The organism is Mycobacterium sp. UM_11 (assembly GCF_001414075.1).
GTDB lineage: Bacteria > Actinomycetota > Actinomycetes > Mycobacteriales > Mycobacteriaceae > Mycobacterium.
This window is the reverse complement of sequence record NZ_LATC01000045.1, coordinates 17,355-37,974: the sequence shown is the minus strand read 5'-3', so window position 1 is coordinate 37,974 and position 20,620 is coordinate 17,355. Positions and strand designations below refer to the sequence as shown.

The following is a 20,620-nucleotide window of genomic DNA, read 5'->3' as shown; positions in this document are numbered from 1 at the left end:
ATGTGTATAAGAGACAGGCGCAACATGGTGCAACCGGACTACAGCTCAACCGCTTTCCTCTATACGCAACCCAACGACACTCTCGCTCAGGGTGACGACGTCCGTCCCGGTGACGCGGTCAGTCGACTTCTGCACGGCTACACCGACGCCGACGACACGGACCAGCTTTTGGTCAGCGACTACGAGGGCGCCGACGACACGCATCCGATCGTCGGGTCGGTCCGCGCCACCAACGCGCCGATCACGTTCCACCTGGAAACCGACCCGGACAACCGAGGTGTCCTGCTGCGTCGCACCTCGGATCAAGCCGATGGTTTCCAATCGGCGGACGTCGCCATCGACGGCGTCCCCGTCGGCAACTGGTTACAGCCGCGCGCCAACAACTTTCACCGCTGGCTCGACGACACGTACCTCTTGCCGCAATCGGTGACCGCGGGGAAAGCGCAGCTGACAATCACTTTGACGCCGGTGCCCGGCTCTCCGCCCTGGACGGCGAGCCGCTACCAGGTCGAGACGATCACGCAGCGGTAGAACGCATCACCCGACTGGCCAGGAGCGTGGCGATCAGCACCCCGGTCAGCCCGGCGGCGGGCGCCACCGACGACGACCAGCCCGACAGAACGAAATAGCCGAAGGCGGCGCCAACGACGAGCAACGCCGCATGCACGGGCGTCCAGCGCGCGATCGAGGGCAAGCGGAGCGACAAGCCCATGCCGAGGAGAAGCGCCAGCACGTGACCGAACGCCGTGAAGTCCGCGTCGGCCGTTGCCACCAATGCGATGCCGAGCCACCAACCGATCCAGGCCGGCCGCCAGCGCAACGGAATCGACGTGGTCAGGGCGCCGAGCACGCATACCGCGCCGTAGCTGATCCCGACGTCGGTGGCGCGCGCCACCGAGAACGGCAGCCATCCCGTCTCCACCGCGGCGACCAGACCCACCGCGACGATCGCGGTGGCGCCGATGTGCCCGACCGCGAACGTGATCAGCAAACCCCTTCCGCGCCAGATGAGTTCGCCCAGCGCCAGCAAGCACACCAGCCCCGGAAGCCATAGGTATACGTCGCCGCCGTCGCTGACGAACGCGCTACCCACCAAGGAACCCAAGTGGCCGTGCGCCAGGTTATGCAGGTTGGTGCTCATTTCCCGGACCACAGCGGCGCGCGTGTGGGCACCCAGTGCCGTCAGGGTGACCGAGACCGCCAGCAGCAGCACGGTGTACGCCGCCGTCACCCGCAATCGGTCGGCGCGGGGACGAACCTCCGTGCCGGACAGCATCATTGACCGGTCCAGCCGCGATCGCGGGCCAGCAGGTCGGCCACCGTTTCCCGGCGGACCAGTTCGCGAGGCGAGCCACCGGAGACCGCGACCAGCGGCGGGCGGCCGAGCAGACTGCGGCTGGATTCCGTCGAATGTTGATAGGCGCCGGTGCAGGCGACCGCCAGCAGGTCTCCCGGCCGGATGTCGGCGGGCAACTCGATGCCGCGGGCGATCTCGTCGCCGACACCATGCCGGCCCACCACGGTGACCGGTGCGGTCGCGGTCGGGCGGTGGCGATTTGCCAGCGCCACCGTGTATTTCACACCTCGGCTTGCCGCTTGGGGCATGTCGCCCGTGCCGCCGTCCACCGCGACGAACGTGTGCCCGCCGGGCTGGCGCTTGACGGCGATGACCCGGCACAGGGTGATTCCGGCGCGCGCGGCGATCGCCCGGCCCGGCTCGATCACGATCTTCGGGCGCGGAAAGTCGTGCTCCGCGCAGGCGGAATCAAGCGCCTCGTCGATGGTGGACCCGAGCGACCGCAGGTTTAGCTCCGCGTCGCCGGACAGGTAGGGGATCGCGTGCCCGCCACCGAGGTTGAGTTCGCTGAGCACCACGCGATGACGGTCGCGGACCTCGGCCATCAGGCCGATCGTCTGCCGGATTGCGTCGCCATAGACCGCGGGGTCGGTGAGCTGCGAGCCGAGCCGGAATTGGAGCCCCACCAGGTCCAGCCACGGCTGATCCAGCACACGCCGAAGCGCACCGGCCGCCTGGCCCCCCGATAGCGCGAAGCCGAATTTCTGGTCCATGGCCCCGACGTCGGGGATGACCCCCAACAGGACGCGCTGCGGATGACGCACCCGGCAGGCGAGCAGCGAGACCTCGCTCGGTGTGTCGATGACGATCCGCCCGACGCCGGCCGCGACCGCGTCGTACAACTCGGCCGCCGTGATCACGCCGTCCAGGACGATGCGCGACGGCGGGACGTCGGCGGCCAGCGCGGTGGCCAGCTCGCCGGCCGAGCAGACGTTCACGCCGGCCCCTTCGTCCGCGGCCCACCGGGCCACGTCCACGCTCAACAAGGCCTTGGCGGCGTAGATCAGCTCGGCGTCGGGGAGCGTGGCGCGATAGCAGCGGATGCGGGCCCGGAAATCCTCCTCGTCCACCACGTAGGTGGGGGTGCCGAACTCGGCGGCGATGTCGTCGGCGGCCACGTCGCCCACACAGAGCCGGCCCAGGTCGTCGACGTAGGCGCTCAGCGGCCAGATCGCACGATCGAGGTGCGGGTTCTGCCCGTGCCTCAGCGATGGCAGCAGCTCGAAGAGCGTCATGCCTCCACGGTGCCGGGCCGATCGCGGGCGTGCCGCGTTCTTAACGAAGCTTTCACACCCGGGCCGCAAATCTTCACAGGTTTGGAACACGGGGCGCGATCGAGGCGCTTCGCGGCGGCGTCTTGACTAGCTCCTCTCCGCGCTGCTAGACATGGGTGCGCCGGGAAATTGGGCGATCGCCCAAATTGGCTGCGCATGGAGGTGGCGATGGGCCGGATGGATGGCAAGGTCGCATTCGTGACCGGTGCCGCGCGCGGGCAGGGCAGGAGTCACGCCGTTCGCCTGGCGCGGGAGGGCGCCGACATCATCGCCGTCGACATCTGCCGCAAGTTCGAGGCGTCACCCGCGGACGGCGCCACACCCGAAGACCTCGACGAGACCGCCGGCTTGGTCAAGGACGCCGGCGGCCGCGTCGTCACCGCCGAAGTGGACGTGCGCGATTTCGACGCATTGCGGGCCGCCGTCGACGGCGGCGTCGAACAGTTGGGGCGACTGGATGTCATCGTCGCCAACGCCGGCATCGGGACGACCGCGGGAAAGCTGCACAAGACCGATGAGGCGCTGTGGCAGGAGATGATCGACGTCAACCTCAGCGGCGTGTGGAAGACGGTAAAGGCCGGCGTCCCACACATCCTCAGCGGTGACCGCGGCGGCTCGGTAATCCTGACGTCGTCGGTGGCCGGGTTCAAGGCCTATCCGCACGTCGGCCACTACGTCGCGGCCAAGCACGGCGTGATCGGCCTGATGCGTTCCTTCGCAGTCGAATTGGGCCCACGAATGATCAGGGTCAACGCCGTCCTCCCGACCCACGTGAACTCGCCGCTGCTGATGAACGAGGCCACGTACCGCGCGTTCAGGCCGGAATTGGAAAACCCCGGACCCGAAGACCTCGCGCCCGTGTGCCAGAGCTTCCACTACCTGCCCATTCCCTGGGTGACGCCCGAGGACATCAGTAACGCCGTGCTGTTCCTGGCCTCCGACGAAGCCCGCTACATCACCGGCGTCGCGCTCCCGGTGGACGCCGGCAGCTGCCTGAAATAGAGGAAACCATGACCGTCGCCAACGATACCGATGTCTACTACGACCCCTATGACACCGGCATCATCGCCGACCCGTACCCGACCTACGCGCGGCTGCGCGAAGAGGCGCCCATCTACTACAACGAGCGCTACGACTTCTGGGCGCTGTCAAGGCATTCCGATGTCGAACGGGCGCTGGCCAACTGGGAGACGTTCTCCAACAGGCGCAGCGACATCCTCGAGCTCATCCAGTCGAAGTTCGACATGCCCGGCGGGGTGATGATGTTCCAGGATCCGCCCGAGCACACCAGGCTGCGCGGCCTGATGTCTCGCGTGTTCACCCCGCGCCGCATGGCCGAACTGGAAGACCAGATCCGGCGGTACTGCGTGCGGTGCCTGGATCCGCTCGTCGGGTCCGCGTCATTCGACATCATCGCCGAGCTCGCCTCCATGATGCCGATGCGGGTGATCGGCATGCTGTTGGGAATCCCGGAGTCCGAACAGGTCTCGGTGCGCGACGCCAACGACGCCAACCTGCGCACCAAGCCGGGGGCACCGATGAAGGTCGCCGACGCCGACGCGATCGCCGACGGCCGGATCTACGCCGACTATGTCGAGTGGCGGTCCAAGAACCCCTCCGACGACTTGATGACCACACTGCTCAACGTCGAGTTCGACGACGAGAATGGGGTGCACCGAAAGCTGACCCGCAAGGAGGTGCTGCACTACACGCAGGTGGTGGCCGGGGCGGGTAACGAGACGACCGGCCGGCTGATCGGCTGGTTGGCCAAGGTGCTCGCCGAGCATCCCGACCAGCGCCGAGCCGTCTATGAGGACCGGTCGCTGTTGACCCGGACCGTCGACGAGACGCTGCGATTCGAACCGACGGGGCCTCATGTCGCCCGTTGGATGGCAAAGGATTTCGAGTGCTACGGCACGACGGTGCCGGCCGGCAGCGCCATGCTGCTGCTGTTCGGCGCCGCCAATCGCGATCACCGCCGCTACACCGATCCCGACACCTACAACATCCGTCGCGACAACATCTCGCACATCACCTTCGGCAAGGGCGTGCACTACTGCCTCGGCGCCAACCTCGCTCGCCTGGAGGGCCGGGTGGCGCTGGACGAGATCCTCAACCGCTGGCCCGAGTGGGGGATCGACTACGAGACGGCGCAATTGGCGTCGACCTCAACCGTGCGGGGCTGGGAACGGCTGCGAGTCGTGTTGCCCTGAAACGGGTTAACCCGGCCTTTCGAATCGGTCGATGACCCGGTTCACCAGCGCGACGGCCTCGAGGTGGCCGGTCGTGGCGCCCAGCGCCTGCTCCAGGATCAGCATGCGACCGACGGCGGCGATGATGACCGCGATGCCGGCAGGCGGGAAATCGGCCGTGTCCAGATCCTGTTCGCGGACGATGGAATCGAGCGCGGCGGTCTGCATCTCGCGCCACCGCTGGAACCACGCCGCGATCTCGGCCCTGATCTCCTTGCGATGATTGGCCAGTCCCATGAATTCCAGCAGCAGGCGGGTGTCCTTCGGCTCGATGAGCGTGCCCCAGAAGGCGTGCAGGGGGTGGTCCGAATCCAGCGCCCGTTGTTGGCGGTCCAAGTACGCGGCGGCGCCGCGCCGGAACACGTCGAGGTACAGCTCGTCCATGGTGGGGAAGTAGTAATGCACCAGGGCCGGTTTCACGCCGGCCTTTGCCGCCACCCGGCGCGAAGTCGCCGCCGCATAGCCCTCGTCGACCATGATCTGGATCGTTGCGTCGATGAGCAAGTCGCGGGTCGTCGAGTCCCTGGCCACCACCGGACCCTAAATTGGCCGGTCACCGGGAATCAACAACGCCCATGATTAGAAGATGCAGCGCCGGGGAACAGTTTGACCGAACATTTCAGAAAGTGAAGGATCACAGCGTGGCCGCCAGCTTCCGGGACATCATCCAGTCCAAGTACCTGCTCCTGACGACGTTCACCAAAGACGGCCGCCCAAAACCGACCGCGATCTGGGGTGTGCCAGAAGGCGACAAGCTTCTGGTCATCACCGACGACGGCTCGTGGAAGGTCAAACGGATCAACAACACGCCGCGGGTGACGATCGCCAGGAGCGGATCACTGGGCAAACCGAAGAGCGAGCCGGTCGAGGGCATCGCCCGGGTGCTGCCGAAGTCGGAGACCCGGCGGGTCTACAACGCCGTGCTCAAGCGGTACTGGTATCACGCCTGGTGGTTCTACGCGCACTCGATCGTTCGTGGTGGCATCGACAAGGTGCACGTCGGGCTGGAGATCAGCCCGGCCGCTTAGCGTCGCTCTTCGGGTCGATCAAAATCTTGGCGTGCGCCTCGGGGTCGGCGAGCGCATCGAACGCGGCGGCGACGCCGTCCAACCCGACCGTGCCCGTGATCAGCGGCGCCACGTCGACCTTGCCGTCGGCCAGCATGTGCAGGGTGTCGCGGAACTCGAGCGGCGTGTAGCCGAGCACGAACCGCAGGTCGATCTCTTTGTTGATCGCCATGGCCGGCCGGATGTGGTCGGCGCCCATGCAAACACCGACGACGACCACGCGCGAGAACAGCGGCGCGCGGGCGATGATGTCGTCGATGATGCCGGGCACGCCGACGCATTCGAAGACGACGGGGTGCTTGGGCGTCGCGGCGCCCGCAGCGTCGGCGGCGCGCCACAGGTGCCACCACGGCAGGCGCAGGCGCTGCAGCTTCTCGATCGTCCCGACCGCGAGGTCGAACGCCTCCAGGATGCCGTGCAGGTGTTTGCGTCCCGCCTCCGTCGCATAGGGCGAGTCCTGCGCGGGGTCGACGACGATATCGGCCCCGCACGCGGTGGCCAGGGCGCGGCGGCCGGGTGAGAAGTCACTGGCGATGACCGCGCGCACACCGTGCGACTTGAGCATGCAGATCACCGCGAGACCGATTGGCCCGCAACCGATGACGATCGCGACGTCGCGTTTGCTCACCTCGCCGCGCCGGACGGCGTGCCACCCGACGGCCATCGGTTCGGTCAGCGCGGCGATCTCCGGCGACAACCCGTTGGGCACGGCGAAGGTCAGCGACCGCTCGACGAGCAACTGCTCGGCGTAGGCGCCGGGCGCCATCGTCGAGAGCCCGATCCCGTGCACCTCCTTGCCGCGGCGCAGCAGCGGCAGGGCGACCACGGGCGTGCCGGGACGCGGGGCCTTGCGGGTGCCGGGGCCGTAATCGAGCACCTCGCCGCAGAATTCGTGGCCGAACACGACCTGCTGGTCCGACCGCATGAACGCGTCGTAACCGGACTCGGCCATCACGTCGGCGAGCTCGTCGCAGTGGCGGCGGGCGTGCAGGTCCGATCCGCAGATGCCACACCGCAGGACCTCGAGCAGCAGCTGGCCCTTGGCCGGAATCGGGGCGGGGAGGTCGGCGACGTCCAGCCGCGCGTTGGTGCAAGTCACGCTCTTCATCGGTCGGACCTCCTCACGCGGAGCGCGCCCTACGTCGCGGCCGCGCGGTAGGCCGCCAGGGTGTCCGCGACGGTTTCCTGCGGATCCCGATACTTGATGCCGAGCTCGCGTTCGCTGGGCGAATCATCGGACGCCGGCATTTGCGTGTAGTACTGCATCCCGGCCCAGGTGAAGGGCGTCTCGAACGGCAGGAAGCGATTGGCGCGGTCCAGCACCGCGCCGGCGACGCGCAGCGCGGTGTCGGGGATGGGCACCGACAGCATGGGCGTGCCGGCGACCTCGCCGAGCAGCGTCGCCAACTCGGCCGCCGGGACCCGGTGGCCGCCGGCGGTGTAGCGGCGCGGCCCGCGGCCGGGCTCCAGCAGCGCCGCGTGCAGCGCGGCCAAATCGCGGACGTCGACGATCAACCAGGCGGCGCTTCGCCCCGGGATCGCGTGCATCTGCACGGCCGCCTTGACGCCCTCGCCGGCCTCACCGAACTGGTCGCCGACGGGCGGGCCGAGGACCATGCCGGGATAGGTGATGTTCACCGGCGCGCCGGCGTCCTGCAGCCCGCGGGCGTAGATCTCGACCTGCGCCTTGGAAGTTCCGTAGCCGTCGGCCCCGCCGACCACCGGCAGATCCGCCGTCAGCGTTTCCAGGTTCGGGTGGAACAGCGCCGTGAAGCTGGACACGTGAACTATCGGATCCAGTCCCAGCTCGACCGACTGGCCGAGGACGTTCTGGGCGCCCTGCATGTTGGTGGTGAGCATCTGCGTCGTCTGGCGCGGGTCGGTGGCCACCAAGGCGGCGCTGTGCACGACGGCATCGCAGCCATCCAGCGCCTTGCGCACCGCCATGCGGTCGGTGATGTCGGCGACGGCGAAGTCGGAGACGTCCACGCCCAGCTTCGCCACGGATGTCTCCAGCTTGGCGGGGGTGCGCACCAGAAACCGGATGTCGTGCCCCGCGTCGGCGACGGCCTTGGCCGTCCAGCCGCCGACGAACCCCGTGCCGCCTGTGATCAAAACGCGCATGGTGCGATCTTTGCAGGGCCGTCCGGCCTACAGATGACTGGAGGCGAAGTTGGCGGCCTGGTTAGTCATCCCGTTGGCCCCGTAGGAAACGTGCGCGGCGAAATCGTTGCCGTTGCCGCTGCCGCACACGGGGTCGCCCTGGGCGCACAGCTCCAAAGTCTTGGGCTGATAGAGCGGCCCGATGGACAGCGGCGGTGCGTGATACTTCTGCAGGAAGTCGCCCGACGGCGTCCCGAAAAGGGTGACGGCGGCGACGTGGTTCGCTACGTCCGGAGGCATGGGCGCGGGCACCGCCGACGCCGGCACGCCGGGCGGGACCGCGGCCGACGTGACGTAGCCGGCCAGGGCCGCGCCCTGCGAGTATCCGCCGAGGACCTCGCGGGTGTTGGGGCAATTCTTGGCCGTCGCTTCGATGTGCGAGCTGGCGTCGCGAATGCCGTCGACGACGGTCGCCGGGAAGCCCGGATTCGAAAAGTCCGTGCTGGCAGGGTAATTGACCGCGTACACGCCGAGCGAGCGGGACCCGAGCTGCGAACGCAGCGCGTCCACGAACGACCCGCCGATCCCGCCGACGCCGGGCGGCTCGCCCGACCCGCGGGCGAAGACGACCTCGACATCCGGGCAGGGTTCCGCCGACGCCGACGGGGAGGGAGCGCTCGACACCAGCGCACCGGCCACCAGCGCCGCCAACCCGGCGAGCACCGGCAGCCGGCGCCGCGCGGGGTGACCACTCACTTCTTGAACGCGTCCTTCACCTTTTCGCCGGCGTCCTTCAGGCTCGACTTGGCCTGATCCGCCCGACCCTCGTCCCTGGTCTCGTGGTCGCCGGTCGCCTTGCCGATGGCCTCCTTGGCCCGGCCACCAAGGTCCTCGATCTTGTTCTTCAGCTTGTCCTCGTTACTCATGCCGCTCTGGCTACCCCGCTAGGGGAGCTATTGAAACCCCACCCTGCCATCATGGACTTCGTGAGCACCGCGATCGTGGTGGCAATAGTGGTGGTGCTGATGCTGCTCGGCATCGGCATCGTGGTCAACCAACTGCTCCGGTTGCGCAAGTATCTCGGGGATTCGCCCACGCCGCCGCCCGAGCCTCCCGACCCCCCGGCCCCGCCCGCGTAGCGCCGCGATGCCAAAACGTCCGCAGTGCCAGAGGGCGGACTGATAGCTTCGTCTCGTGGTAGCGGGGCGTCGGGGCGCCGTGAAACCGTCGGCCCTTCTGGTCGCCGACGATGGCCTGCCGCGCGGAGTCTCCGGCGCGGCCGACCCCCGTTTCGCCAACGTCGTCAGGCTGTTCGGGCAGCTGTTTCCCGGCCGCCGATTCGGCGGCGGGGCGCTGAGCGTGTACATCGACGGCGTGCCCGTCGTCGACGTCTGGACCGGATGGTCGGATCGGGCCGGTGCCCAGCCCTGGACCGCCGACACCGGCGCCATGGTGTTCTCGGCGACCAAGGGGGTCGCGTCGACGGTGATCCATCGGCTGGCCGACCGCGGCCTGCTGTCCTATGACGAGCCCGTCGCCGAATACTGGCCCGAGTTCGCCGCCAACGGCAAGGCGGAGATCACCGTTCGCGACGTCCTGCGGCATCGCTCCGGGCTGTCACACCTGCGGGGCGTGACCAAGGAGCAGTTGATGGACCACGTGCTGATGGAAGAGCGCCTCGCCGCCGCGTCGGTCGACCATCTGCGCGGCGTGCAGGCCTATCACGCGCTGACCTACGGCTGGCTGCTGTCCGGTCTGGCCCGGGCGGTGACGGGCAAGGGCATGCGCGAACTGATTCGCCAGGAAGTCGCGCGCCCCCTCGACACCGACGGCCTACACCTCGGCCGCCCCCCGGAGGGCTCGCCCACCAAGCCGGCGGAGATCCTCATCCCGCAGGGCAGGCTGCGGGCCCCGGTGTTCAACTTCATCGCCCCCAAGATGGCCGGCCTGCCGTTCTCGGGTGCGTTGGGTGCGATGTACTTCCCCGGCATCATCTCGCTGCTCAAGGGGGACACCCCCTTCCTCGACGGGGAGGTGCCCGCCGCCAACGGCGTGGTCACCGGCCGGGGGCTGGCGAAGATGTATGCCGTGCTGGCCAACGACGGTCGCATCGACGGCAAGAAGTATCTGTCCGAGGACCTCGCGCGTGGCCTGGCGGGCAGCGCCCGGCGGAAGTGGCCGGACGCAAACATGGTGGTGCCCATGCCGTTTCACCTGGGCTACCACGAATCACCGGTGCCCGGCTTGCTGCGCGGTTTCGGCCACGTCGGTCTCGGTGGAACGCTGGGCTGGTCCGACCCGGAAACCGGCAGCTCGTTCGGATTCGTGCACAACCGGTTGCTCACGCCCCTGCTCTTCGACATGGGATCCTTTGCGGGACTTGCCCGTCCGCTGCGCAACGCCATCCTGGCCGCCCGCGAACAGGGTCCGCTGCCGGTTCCGCAGCTCGGTGCCACCTACGCCAAGACCGGCCGGCGCAAAGCGGCCCTATGAGTGTTTGACGCCGACGTGGGCGTTCCCGCGCGGCAGCGTCAACGGCAGGTCGGCGTAGGTGACGATGCCCGGCGCGGCGGCCACGACGGCGGGGATCGCGTTGATCGCGGGCATCGCGGTCATGATGTGGCCGAGGTCCATGAACTCCTCGATCGTGGTGGCCTCGAAGTACGGCGGCGGCAAGAAGCCGACCTTGGTGGTCACGGTCGGTTGCCCGTCGATCTGGATGACCCAGCCGTCCTGCTCGATCTTCCAGTCCGGCTCGAGCGTTTGGCCCTTGCGCCACCGCACGTTCAGGTCGATCAGGGTGGTGTCGCCGACGATGCCCTGCCAGCTGATGTAGACGCCGGCCACGCATCCGGCGGGGATGGTCCAGGACGCCATCTCGAGATCCGCCGTGGTCTGGGCGAACTCGGCCACGCAGCGCACCTCGTCGAGCTCCACGCCGAGCGCGTCGCCCACCAACCGGACCGCCTCGCCGAAGATCGCCGTTCCCTTCGCGGCCATCGCCGGTAGCTCGGGGTGGTCGATCGGCTGGCCGAAACCCACCGGTTTCTCGGTCTCCGGTGAGTCGTAGAACGTGGTGTCGGCGGCCTCGTTGACGGTGACCTTGTCGATCCGGTTGCACACCATCGCCGAGACGATGGCCAGCAGTTCGGCGAATCCCGGGCTGACGCCGGAACCGAAGATCGTGGACCCGCCCAACTCGGCGGCCTGCGCCAACTTATCGCGGCCGTTGCCCAGGTTGCCCCCGGTGATGAACGACGCGGTGGTGACCACGTTGACGCCGGCCGACAGGATGCGGACCAGCTCGTCGACGTCGATCCACATCGGGTTGTAGACCACGCAGTCGGGTTTCAGCGCCAGTAGCGCGTCGACGTCGTTGGTGGCCGCCACGCCAACGGGTGCGATCCCGACGAGCTCGCCGGCGTCGCGGCCGACCTTCTCCGCCGACCAGGCGTAGCAGCCCACCAGTTCATACGTGGGGTTGGCGACGATCGATTTCAGCGAACTCTTGCCGACGTTGCCGGTGTTCCACTGAACCACGCGATAGTTGTTTGGCACTCGCTCAGCATAGGGAATCGCGGTCCACGTTAGTAGGCGGATTCGGCCGCCAGTATTTCGGCGAGGAAGGCGTCGTCGGCCGGCCGGTCCAGCCGCGCCCGCGCCCACCGGCGCACCCGCTCCCGGGTGTCGGCCGACTCCGTCGTCTCGGCCCCGACGAGCACCGACGTGACCGACCAGTCGTGGTCCCAGGCCGCCGATTCGGTGAGGGGGCGTTGTTCGGCGTCGACCAGCTGCAGGGTCGCGCGGCCGGCGGCGTCCAGGGCGCCGGCGCCGGAAAAGGCCCCGGAGCGCAGTCGCACCGCCACGCCGGTCGGCGCGTCCGGCCCGATGACGGCCGCACGCACCCGGGCGACCACCGCCGGTCCGGCCGCCTCCACCGTCCAGTCGACGGTGTTCTCACCGGCATCGAAGATCGCGGGCGGGACCCCGCCCCAGCTCACGGACGCGGCACCACGGGCGATCGGCGCCACCGTGCGCGGGCCCGCGGCGGCGCCGGCCGCCAGCGCGTAGTCATCTTGGCGCCCGCTCGGGACGGCCAGGGCCAGGCCCGAATCATCAAGGGCGGCAAAGAGTTCGGGCCATCCGGGGCCGTCCACCCCCACTTCGTCGGCCAGGTCGGCGCCCGCCCGCACCAAATCGGACGCGCGCGGGTCGCCGTCCGCCAGGTGCGCGGCCAGGGCCGCGGCGTGCGGCGCCAGCAAGCCTGCGACGTCCGAATCCAGGGTGTCGTCGGCGAAGTAGCCCTGCGCGCCTGCGGTGAGCAGCGCGACCTCGAGGTCCAGCAGCGCGCGGTCGAGCCCGGCGATGCCGTCCTGCCGGCTGGCGGGCCACCAGCGCCGCAGCCAGTGGCCCACGGCCAGCCTGCGTAGCCGGCGCAGCGAGCCGGGCACGATGTCCACGCCCGCGAGGTCGATGCCGTGCGGCCGGTCCGCCGATTCCAGAGCGGAAACCAGGGCGACATGGCCGGATTCGCCGAGGATCCGCCAAAGCCAGTCCGCGCGGCCCAAATCGGTGAACGTGATGTGGGTTGCCGCATCGTGGTCGTCGGGCTCGTCCAGGGTCCACGACAACACGGCCCCGCTGACCTCCAGCACCGCCGCCAGCGGCGACGCCTCGCTGGCGGGGCCGGTGCTCCACAAACCCGAGTCGGCAACCAATCTCATCCGGCCACCTGCAATTCCAGCATCGCCTTGATGCGCTGCCGGTGGTCCAGGCTCACCGACCGCGCGACCCCCTCGAGCAGCGAGCGCACATCATCGACGTCGTCGCACGGTTCCTGCCACACGTCGCGCCCGTGCAGCCGCGCCCACAGGCGGCTCAGGTAGGGCTGGGCGTACGCGGCGAGGTCGTCGACCACCTGTCGCTGCCGCGGATGGATAGGGCCGCCCTCGGCGAGGTAGCGCCGGGCGTGCAGCACGTAGGCCTCCTTGCGCAGCCGCGCCTGAATCTGCGCCGCCAGGGCGTAGCAGCTGGCGACGGACGGATCCAGTGGGGCCAGTTCCACCGCGATCTCGATGCCCGCGACGAGCGTTGCTTGTTTGTCCTCGGCCAGCAGCCCCCAGGGCGCGCAGGCCCGGTCCACCTCCTCCTCGCATAGCAGCGGGATATCGGGCAACGCATCGCGGTCCAGCGCGCGCCGCAGCGTGGCGCGCACCCGGTCCACCACGCTGCGGTCCAACGGCCGGTCGCTGTCGGCGCCGCCGGCGACGCGCGGGGGCCGTTGCGGGGCAACCGAACTCAGGCCCAGATCGACGATCGACCAGGGTAGTTCCGCCGACTCGACACGGGCCAGCGCCCCCAGGTTGTACGGCGTGGTGTCGGCGATCATCGCCTGCCAGACGCGCTGCCGCGCCGTCGCGGTGCGGTGGCTGTTGGCCGGGCCGAGGACGGTCGCGAGTTCGGCCAGGAACGGGCCGGTGACCGTGTCGGCCGCCCGCACGTCGCGCCAGCTCCGATCGAGCTGATCGGCCAGCTTGGCGACCGTTTCACCATCGGCCATGTACTGATGCAGCACCTCGATCGCGGTGCGGTCGCGACCCTGGTGAATGTCGGCCAGCACCGCGGCCGCGGTCTCGCGATCCTCCGCTGCCGGTAGGCCTTTCGTCACCGCGAGCTCGAAGCACACCGGGAAGTACAGTTCCTGGGCGTTTCCGGCGCGGATGCGCTGCCTGCGCCGCTCCATTTTGAGGACCTCGAACCACGCTGCGGCCGCGCGCAATTCGGGGCCGCTGCCGACGATCAGGTCACGCATCGCGGCGGCCGTCTCCGGGTTGACGACGGGCGCCGAGTACTGGGGATTCGACCGCAACCGGAGCACCAGCGGATCGATGATGCGTTTGACGGTGCGGCTCAGGGGGCCGCCGTCGTCGCTGCTGAGCACCTCCACGCCGGCACCGATCGCCCGCCATGCCGCCTCGATCACCGAGCGGCGTGGGTGGCCGACCGCGACGGCCAGCTGCGAATCCGCGCTCATCTGCACAGAATAGGGGCAGCGCGCGAAATGCGGCAGCCGAAAAGTTGGGTTCGGTAGCCGGCTGGCGGCTTCACGCTGGTCGCATGAACAAGCTGTGGCTGCTGGTCGACCGGATCAGGTCCGCCCGGCGCCGGAGCGCCGCCGACCGTGCCGTCGGCGTCGGCACCGTGCGCGCGGTCGAGCGTCAAATTTTCATCGAAGTCGTCGCGGTTTCCGGGGAGACGTTCATCGGGAAGCTGGCCCGTTGCGGCGACGACCTCGACTTGTCAATGTTGCGGCCCGGCCTGGTCGTCCTGGTCGCCTTCGATCCCGCTGCGCGCGAGGAGCTTTCGCTCCCCGACGACGTGTTGGCCGTCCATGCGGCATGGGTGGCCTCGCTGTGAGCGCTACCGTGCACCGTCGACCGCGAAGGTGACCACGGCGCCCCAATACAGCGGGCTGGCCGTCGCGTCGCCGTCGCGCCAGCGGCGCATTTGTGCCCGTTGCCAACGGTTCACCGCACACCCGGCGTCGGCCTCGGCCTCGTGGGCCCGATCCACGGCCGCCACGGCCTCGGCCATCGGATCGGCCGCCCCCGTGGCGAATTGCCGATACGCCGCCGTGGTGGGCAGGGACCACAGGGTGGCGGTCACCAACTGCGCGCCACCCAGAATCATCGCCGCGACCAGTCCGGTGGCCTCGTCGAATTGATAGTCCCCGCCCGAGCCGCACGCCAGCATCGCCACCCGCGGCGGCATCGGCAGTTGCAGGGCGATGAGGTCCGACGCGGTGAGCGGGCGGTGGTCACCGATGGGGTCGGCGTCGCCGGGGATGTCGGCCGTATCGGCCAGGTGCAGCGCGGCCCGATCCGCTTGGCCTTCCGCCGAACTCGCGTGCCCCACGTAAAGCAGCCGGCTCGGGGCTTGAGCGAGCAGCTTGGCCAGCCAGGTGCGGTCCGCGTCCTGCCGGCGGAACAGCTCGACCGCCGTCTCGACGGCGGGAAGCACCGGCCGCTGCCCCATCACGTCGGTGAAGTGCCGCGCCAGCGGCGTTTCCGGCCCCGGCCTGCCGAGCACCGACCCCAGCGCGGAGTCGGGGCGCTGGCCCGGCACCCGGGGGTCGAGGACCAGCACCGGCGGACCGTCCTTCCTGGCGTCCCATCCGGCCGCCAGCCGCGGTGAGTGCACGATGTTCGGCGGGACCGCCATCAAGACGTCGACCAGTTCCATCAGCCGGTGGCCGTCGGTGTGTTGCCGGATATCGGCCAGCTGCCAGGGGATCCGGGCCGCGGCCCGGCCGCTGGCGGTGATGGCCTCCTGCCGGGCGCGCACCAATTCCTCCTTGCTGGGGCCCGATTTCGGCACGGCCAGCAGCCCCCAGGGCACGCGCGCCAGTCGCGCGCTGGGCGAGACGAGCAGCACCGCGCGCGGCGTGGCCACGCACTCGGCCAACAGCTGCCAGCCCGGGGATCCGATCAACAACACCCCGAGGATGTAGGCGAGCGTCAGCTCGCCCTCCTGAGCCGCGAACGCCCCGGTGGTCAGCGCGCGCTCGATGGCGTCCCGGCTGCCCTCGGAGCCGTGCGGCTCGGGCAGGGCACCCGCCAGCTCTTCCAGCGCGGCCAGCAACAGCGGCTCTTCGACCAGCCAGGTGACGGTTCTCGACGGCTGCCCGACGACGCGCAAGCTGGCGTACGTTGCGATCCCGACGTCGGCGTACCGCAGGATCAGGGTGGCCCGGTCGGCGTCGCTCATCGCCAGGTCGACCAGGCGGGCTCGGCCGCGGTGACGTCGCGGCCGTAGCGCTGGGCAGCCAGCTCGCGATAGTGGCTCAGGATCGGCTCGGCGTCGGGCTGCATCCGCAGCGGTGGCAAGGGTCCCAGCCGGGTCAGGGATGCGCCGCCGGGTGCCGAGGGGCCGGACGCGGCCAGCGCCGGGACCGGCTCGAGGTCGGTCTCCACGGGCACCGGCGCGGTGGCCGTCGACGCCCATTCACCGGTTTGCGGACGCTGTGGACCCGTATCGAAAGTGCCGCGCGCGCTGTGGTATTCGACGAGCTCGCTGATCAGCTCGGTATTCTCCCATTCCCAGGCGACCGCGAAGGCGCCGGCCAGGACGGGGCCCGAAACGGTGGCGGCCCAGCGTGCCCTCGCGTCCGCGTCGGCGATCGAGTACCGCACCGAGTCGACCGCCAGCGCGGCCGGCACTTTGAGCTCGGCGGCCTGCTGGAGCTTGGTCATGCCGCGCCAGTATTCGTCGGTCCCGATCTCGCCGTGCAGGATGCCCAGTCCCTCCGCCTGCCGCGCCTCGGTCTCCTGCAGCGTCTCGTCGGGGTCGCCCGAGCTGTCGAAACCCAGGTCCGCAAGCGCGTCCGCGCGCCACACCGTACCGAGATGGCTGTCGAGCAGCGCGTACTGCAACCAGCTGCTGCGCGGCGACGAGTCGAGCAGTTCGCGCGCCTGCGCGATCAACTCTACGGCGTCGGCGAAGCGGCTCCAGAAGATCGCTATCCAGCTGCGTTGCAACAAGATTCGGTGCAGATACAGGGGCTTGCCCAGTTCGCGCCAGTGCCGTTCGGCGTGTTCCCAGCACTCGTCGGCGGCCTCCAGCGCGCCGGAACCCAGCCGGGTGAGTCCCAGGTACAGCCAGCAGCGGGCGATGTCGTGGGTGCGGGCGTGCCGCGCGATGACGGGATAAGCCTCGGAAACCAGTTGCTCGGTGCCGGCGTGGTCGTTCGCCGCCCAGCGCGCCGCCGCGCGCTCCAATTGCGCTCGGGCCATGGCCAGTTCCCAACCGTTGGCCCGGGCCCGTGCTTCCGCGCGCCGCAGCCAGGGATCGGCTTCCGCCAGCCGCCCGGTGTCAACGCAGAATTTGCCGTACCCGATGCCGGCGACAACCCGGGCGTGGTCGGCGTCCTCGCCGGTGTCGCGATAGTCATTCAAGTCGCTAACGACCTTCTCCCACAACGGGACTGATTGCGTGTGCAGGTCGTCATCGCACAGCGCGATGGCACACAAGACCCGGGCATGGATGCGCAGCCGGGCGTGTTCTTGGGCCAGGCGGGGGAGATCGGCGCCGCGGTCCTCCAACGCCGCCAACGCCGTCGCCGCGCCGTCGTGATCGCCGATCGCGGCGGCCAAACCGGCTTGCAGGAACTGGGCCCGGCGCGAGTACCGGCGGACCAGGTGTGTGCTGTGGGCGTCGGCGGGCATCCCCGCGTAGATCGCCACGCAGTCTTGGATGCGCCGGATGGATTCGCGCACCCCGTCATTCACGCCGCGGTCAAGGTAGATCTCGCCGAGCTGTGCGAGGACCTCCAGCATGAGATCGTCCCGATCTTCCCGCTCGATGTGCGGTATCAGGGACAGCAACAGGTCGCGGGCCCCGGCCTCGTCGCCCGCGAAGGCCAGGCGGCGCGCGTTGTCCAGCTCGTCGGGGATCAACACGGCTGCATCATAAGTCCGAAAGTGTCGCGTGGGCAGGGAAAGCGGTGAGCGGCGGACGCGTGAGTGAGCGCGTCCGCCGCTCGGTCGCAGCCGATCAGCCGCAGGTCACCTTGATGCTGAAGTCCTTGGTGATCATTCCGGCCATCGGGTTCTTCATGTCGGCGCCCTGGGCCTGCCCGGTGATGGTGTAGGTCTTGCCGTCCACCGCCACGTTGGCCGAGCCGACCTTCGCACCCATGCCGTTGCTCACCGACAGCGCGTTGCCGTCGACGAAGAGCGCTAGCGACTCGACCGTCGGGGGGTTCGCGTCGGTCATCACCACGGCCAGCGCCTGCTGGGGGCCGCCCGTGGAGCCGCTGCCGATGTCGATCTTGCCGCCGGTCCTGACGCAGGTCACCGAGGCGGGGTTCACGCCCGCCAGGTCGGCGCCGCCCACCTTGACCTGTGCGTTCGTGCCGGTACCGGTAGAGACGCTGGGAGCCGTGCTCGACGCCGGGCTGGCTGAGTGGCCGCCGCTGGAGCACCCCACCAGCACCGATGCGGCGCCAAGTGTCCCAATCGCAGCCGCGAGAAGACGTTTCACTTGCGGTTTCCTTCCCTCATGCGCCGCCCCGATGGCGTCGCCATGGCGCAAGTACAGAACGCCCGATTCGCTACCGATCCCAAATTTCGCGGTGCCGAGCCGGTAGGCTGCGTCGAGGTCGGCTGACGAAGGGAAGGCCCGCGATGCTGAGCGTGAAGTGGCTGGAAAAGCCTGAGGCCCATGACTTTCCGGCGGCGGCGGACTACCTCACCATGCTCGCGGACTCGGCAACCGTGAAAAAGGTGATCAAGAAGCTGAAGGCCGGCACCGTGACGCACCGGAAGGCCAAAGACATCCTGCGTGCTGCGCGGCTGGGCCTGCTGCCGGTCGACAACCCGCACGTCGCCGCGGACCTGACGAAAATCGAGAAGGGCCAACCGTTGTCGCCCATCCTGCTGGTGCGCGGCGACTTCCCGACCGGCGCCCCGCTGCAGATCGCCGATGGCTACCACCGCGTGTGCGCGAGCTATCACACCGACGAGAACACCGATATCCCGGTCGTGATCGCGGCCGTCAGCCGTTGACCGAGGAGGTGGCCATGATCGACGTCAAGACGGTCCGGGACGTGCGGGTGCTGACCCTGTCGTCGGGTCCCGTCAACGCGCAGGACATCGAGCTGCTCGAGGCGCTGACCTCGGTGGTTCGCGATTTGGGCCGCGCGGATGCCGGTGCCTTGGTTATCACCGGCGCCGGCCGGGCGTTCAGCGCGGGGGTCGACCTCAACCGCGTGGTGGAGGGCGGCGCGGGCTATACCGATCGGCTGGTCCCGGCGCTGTCCGCGGCCTTCGAGGCGGTGTTCTGCTATCCCGGTCCGACCGTCGCCGCGATCAACGGCGCCGCCATCGCGGGTGGCTGCGTGCTCGCCTGCGCCTGCGACCGCCGCCTCATCGGCCCGCGGGCGCAGATCGGGGCGGCCGAGGTGCGCGTCGGCGTGCCGTTCCCGGTCGCCGCGCTGGAGGTCATGCGCTACGCCTGCGGGGATCGCGCCGAGGAAGTGCTGCTGGGCGGTCTTAACTACCGGGGCGACGACGCCGTGGCGCGCGGGCTTGCCCATCGCTTGGTCGACGACGACCTGCTGGAGGCGGCGGTGGCCGAGGCGACCGATCTCGGCGGCATCCCGGCCGGCGCCTATCGGCAGACCAAGTCCCAACTGCGGGCGCCGACGCTGGCGCGGATTCGCGACGGCGGCGCCATCGACGACGAGGTCCGCCGGATGTGGGGGGCGGACGAGACCCTGCAACGCATCGCCGACTACGTGGAGCGCCTGCGGCGGCGCGACTGATCAGCGCCGGCTATTCCTCATCGAGAGCCACCCCACCGCGGGTGCGCCGGCGCCGCATCCGGTGCGACCCCTTGCCCGTCGGGCGGCGATTGCGCAGCCGGGCCTGGGCTTCCTCGGTCTCCGAGGTCTCCTCGGGCTCCGGGGTGGCCTCATCCGCCGGGGCGGACGCCTTGGCGGGCTCGGGTGCCTCGGGCTCTGGAGTCTCGGTCTCGGCCTTGACGGCCTCGGTCTCCTCCGCCTCGGTGGTCTCGGCGTCCTCCGCCTCGGCCTCCTCCGCCTCGGCCTCCTCGGCCTCGGCGTCGTCCTCCTCGGCTTCGGCGTCGTCCTCCTCGGCTTCGGCGTCCTCGCCGTCGGCCTCCTCGCCCTTCTTGCGGCGCAGTCGGCGCTTCTTGGGTTCCTTCGCCTTGATCGGTTTGGGCGGTGGCGGCGGCAACTCGGCGACGAAGGACAGGTAGAACGCGAAGAATCCGATCAGCGCGATCGCGGCGGCCGCCCCGTAAATGGCGAACAGATACTGCCCCGCGGTGTCCAGGCTCAGCCAGATCTCACTGATCGCGGTCCCGATGATCAGCACGCCCGCCAGCACGTGGGCCACGATCGAGGCGACCCTGAGGTTCAGGGCCAGCTGCGGGGTCCCCAGCTCCGGCCTGCGCACCCGCAACAGGTTGAACACCACCGGCAGCGCGGCCAGGGCGAACAGCGCGCCCGTCGTGATCCGCAACGCCGTCCCCAACGAATGGGAGGTGTCGCCCATCAGCTCCGGCCAACGGGGCAACACGAAAAAGAAATAGAGGACGCCGGCAAGGAGGGAGAACAGCAGGTGCCACGGCACGGCAATCTTGCGCCCCATACCCCTCCTCGTGCTGGTGAGTTCACGCCAGCCTAAAGGCGGCCAACCCGAATCCATATCAATTCGTGCCGGTCCGCATGGCGGACCAATTGCGGAGGATGCGGGATTTGAACCCGCGAGGGCTGTTAACCCAACCCGCGTTCCAGGCGAGCGCCATAGGCCACTAGGCGAATCCTCCGTGGCCATGGTAACCGAGGCCGCCATAGCGACCGCGAGTCAGTCCGCGCCAGGTATTACACTCGCGGTGGACCCCGCGCGGCGTCTATCCTGTGAACTCCCCCAGGGCCGGAAGGCAGCAAGGGTCAATGGGCTCTGTCGGGTGCGCGGGGTCCCCTATATCCACCAGTGGCGACCCGCTTTGCCCGGCTCCGCCGCGCTTGCGATCGCCACTGGG

The 20,620-nt window shown here is 69.4% G+C and carries 22 protein-coding genes, 1 tRNA gene, 1 other RNA gene and 1 pseudogene; 10 read left to right on the top strand and 15 right to left on the bottom strand.

The genetic code is table 11. From position 1 onward, the window contains the following. A pseudogene (locus WU80_RS13460) lies at positions 1-531 on the top strand (DUF3352 domain-containing protein); the annotation flags it as partial. On the opposite strand, the gene WU80_RS13455 reads toward WU80_RS13460, so the two are convergent. Next, positions 518-1,279 (bottom strand): rhomboid-like protein, encoded by a 762-nt coding sequence (locus tag WU80_RS13455; RefSeq protein WP_156349538.1) that lies wholly within the window; start codon positions 1,277-1,279, stop codon positions 518-520. The pseudogene WU80_RS13460 and the gene WU80_RS13455 sit on opposite strands and share 14 nt — an antisense overlap. Beyond that, on the bottom strand, positions 1,276-2,592 hold the full coding sequence (locus WU80_RS13450) for a diaminopimelate decarboxylase (protein WP_055403170.1): 1,317 nt from the start codon (positions 2,590-2,592) through the stop codon (positions 1,276-1,278). Before WU80_RS13450 ends, WU80_RS13455 begins: the two co-directional genes overlap by 4 nt. Before the next feature lie 207 nt (positions 2,593-2,799). On the opposite strand from WU80_RS13450, the gene WU80_RS13445 reads away from it, so the two are divergent. Beyond that, entirely contained in the window at positions 2,800-3,633 is an 834-nt protein-coding gene (locus WU80_RS13445) for a mycofactocin-coupled SDR family oxidoreductase (protein ID WP_055403179.1), read from the top strand. Between the two features lie 8 nt (positions 3,634-3,641). Further along, positions 3,642-4,844: a cytochrome P450 gene (locus WU80_RS13440; protein ID WP_055403169.1), complete on the top strand. Its 1,203-nt coding sequence runs from the start codon at positions 3,642-3,644 to the stop codon at positions 4,842-4,844. Positions 4,845-4,850: 6 nt separating this feature from the next. Here WU80_RS13440 and WU80_RS13435 read toward each other — a convergent pair whose 3' ends face one another. After that, the gene (locus WU80_RS13435) at positions 4,851-5,414 is read right to left on the bottom strand and encodes a TetR/AcrR family transcriptional regulator (RefSeq protein ID WP_369808533.1); all 564 of its coding nucleotides are present in this window, start codon (positions 5,412-5,414) and stop codon (positions 4,851-4,853) included. Between the two features lie 110 nt (positions 5,415-5,524). Between WU80_RS13435 and WU80_RS13430 the strand changes: the two genes are divergently transcribed. Further along, a complete protein-coding gene (locus WU80_RS13430) occupies positions 5,525-5,911 on the top strand; it encodes a PPOX class F420-dependent oxidoreductase (RefSeq protein ID WP_055403177.1) in 387 nt (128 codons plus the stop codon). On the opposite strand, the gene WU80_RS13425 is transcribed toward WU80_RS13430, so the two are convergent. From WU80_RS13425 to WU80_RS13410, 4 genes are read right to left on the bottom strand one after another with little or no spacing between them, the layout of a single operon-like run. After that, positions 5,895-7,058 carry a zinc-binding dehydrogenase gene (locus tag WU80_RS13425; protein WP_055403168.1) on the bottom strand — a complete coding sequence of 388 codons (1,164 nt, stop codon included), beginning with the start codon at positions 7,056-7,058 and terminating at the stop codon, positions 5,895-5,897. The genes WU80_RS13430 and WU80_RS13425 overlap by 17 nt on opposite strands. Before the next feature lie 29 nt (positions 7,059-7,087). Then, complete coding sequence (locus WU80_RS13420) at positions 7,088-8,074, bottom strand: SDR family NAD(P)-dependent oxidoreductase (RefSeq protein WP_055403167.1); 987 nt, start codon at positions 8,072-8,074, stop codon at positions 7,088-7,090. 27 nt (positions 8,075-8,101) lie between these two features. Further along, the gene (locus WU80_RS13415; protein ID WP_082459845.1) at positions 8,102-8,809 is read right to left on the bottom strand and encodes a cutinase family protein; all 708 of its coding nucleotides are present in this window, start codon (positions 8,807-8,809) and stop codon (positions 8,102-8,104) included. Continuing rightward, positions 8,806-8,979, bottom strand: a complete 174-nt coding sequence (locus WU80_RS13410) for a CsbD family protein (protein ID WP_055403166.1) — start codon at positions 8,977-8,979, stop codon at positions 8,806-8,808. Before WU80_RS13410 ends, WU80_RS13415 begins: the two co-directional genes overlap by 4 nt. Before the next feature lie 51 nt (positions 8,980-9,030). On the opposite strand from WU80_RS13410, the gene WU80_RS26110 reads away from it, so the two are divergent. After that, positions 9,031-9,192: a hypothetical protein gene (locus WU80_RS26110; protein ID WP_197281236.1), complete on the top strand. Its 162-nt coding sequence runs from the start codon at positions 9,031-9,033 to the stop codon at positions 9,190-9,192. A 79-nt stretch (positions 9,193-9,271) separates the two neighbouring features. Continuing rightward, entirely contained in the window at positions 9,272-10,546 is a 1,275-nt protein-coding gene (locus WU80_RS13405) for a serine hydrolase domain-containing protein (protein WP_055403165.1), read from the top strand. Here WU80_RS13405 and WU80_RS13400 read toward each other — a convergent pair. From WU80_RS13400 to WU80_RS13390, 3 genes are read right to left on the bottom strand one after another with little or no spacing between them, the layout of a single operon-like run. Continuing rightward, on the bottom strand, positions 10,541-11,611 hold the full coding sequence (locus WU80_RS13400; protein ID WP_055403164.1) for a dihydrodipicolinate reductase: 1,071 nt from the start codon (positions 11,609-11,611) through the stop codon (positions 10,541-10,543). The two genes, WU80_RS13405 and WU80_RS13400, sit on opposite strands and share 6 nt — an antisense overlap. Positions 11,612-11,640: 29 nt before the next feature. Next, the gene (locus WU80_RS13395; protein WP_055403163.1) at positions 11,641-12,777 is read right to left on the bottom strand and encodes a hypothetical protein; all 1,137 of its coding nucleotides are present in this window, start codon (positions 12,775-12,777) and stop codon (positions 11,641-11,643) included. After that, on the bottom strand, positions 12,774-14,087 hold the full coding sequence (locus WU80_RS13390; protein ID WP_055403175.1) for a hypothetical protein: 1,314 nt from the start codon (positions 14,085-14,087) through the stop codon (positions 12,774-12,776). The genes WU80_RS13395 and WU80_RS13390 overlap by 4 nt, the downstream gene beginning before the upstream one ends. A gap of 44 nt (positions 14,088-14,131) precedes the next feature. Here WU80_RS13390 and WU80_RS13385 point away from each other — a divergent pair, with 44 nt between their 5' ends. Beyond that, complete coding sequence (locus WU80_RS13385) at positions 14,132-14,470, top strand: hypothetical protein (protein ID WP_055403162.1); 339 nt, start codon at positions 14,132-14,134, stop codon at positions 14,468-14,470. A 3-nt stretch (positions 14,471-14,473) separates the two neighbouring features. On the opposite strand, the gene WU80_RS13380 is transcribed toward WU80_RS13385, so the two are convergent. The 3 genes from WU80_RS13380 to WU80_RS13370 form a co-directional block, all read right to left on the bottom strand. Then, complete coding sequence (locus tag WU80_RS13380) at positions 14,474-15,820, bottom strand: CHAT domain-containing protein (RefSeq protein WP_055403161.1); 1,347 nt, start codon at positions 15,818-15,820, stop codon at positions 14,474-14,476. Beyond that, complete coding sequence (locus WU80_RS13375) at positions 15,817-17,511, bottom strand: hypothetical protein (RefSeq protein WP_055403160.1); 1,695 nt, start codon at positions 17,509-17,511, stop codon at positions 15,817-15,819. The genes WU80_RS13380 and WU80_RS13375 overlap by 4 nt, the downstream gene beginning before the upstream one ends. Positions 17,512-17,605: 94 nt before the next feature. Next, positions 17,606-18,094, bottom strand: coding sequence for a lipoprotein LpqH (locus WU80_RS13370; protein WP_055403159.1), 489 nt, complete (start codon positions 18,092-18,094; stop codon positions 17,606-17,608). 143 nt (positions 18,095-18,237) lie between these two features. On the opposite strand from WU80_RS13370, the gene WU80_RS13365 reads away from it, so the two are divergent. Both WU80_RS13365 and WU80_RS13360 read left to right on the top strand, forming a co-directional pair. Beyond that, the gene (locus tag WU80_RS13365; RefSeq protein ID WP_055403158.1) at positions 18,238-18,618 is read left to right on the top strand and encodes a hypothetical protein; all 381 of its coding nucleotides are present in this window, start codon (positions 18,238-18,240) and stop codon (positions 18,616-18,618) included. 14 nt (positions 18,619-18,632) lie between these two features. Continuing rightward, positions 18,633-19,376 (top strand): enoyl-CoA hydratase/isomerase family protein, encoded by a 744-nt coding sequence (locus WU80_RS13360; RefSeq protein ID WP_055403174.1) that lies wholly within the window; start codon positions 18,633-18,635, stop codon positions 19,374-19,376. Positions 19,377-19,386: 10 nt separating this feature from the next. On the opposite strand, the gene WU80_RS13355 is transcribed toward WU80_RS13360, so the two are convergent. Both WU80_RS13355 and WU80_RS13350 read right to left on the bottom strand, forming a co-directional pair. Then, positions 19,387-20,226 carry a hypothetical protein gene (locus WU80_RS13355; RefSeq protein ID WP_055403157.1) on the bottom strand — a complete coding sequence of 280 codons (840 nt, stop codon included), beginning with the start codon at positions 20,224-20,226 and terminating at the stop codon, positions 19,387-19,389. Positions 20,227-20,318: 92 nt separating this feature from the next. Further along, positions 20,319-20,404 (bottom strand) — tRNA-Ser (locus WU80_RS13350). Positions 20,405-20,469: 65 nt separating this feature from the next. Between WU80_RS13350 and ffs the strand changes: the two genes are divergently transcribed. Next, an RNA gene (ffs, locus tag WU80_RS25445) (signal recognition particle sRNA small type) lies at positions 20,470-20,564 on the top strand. Positions 20,565-20,620: the final 56 nt, after the last annotated feature.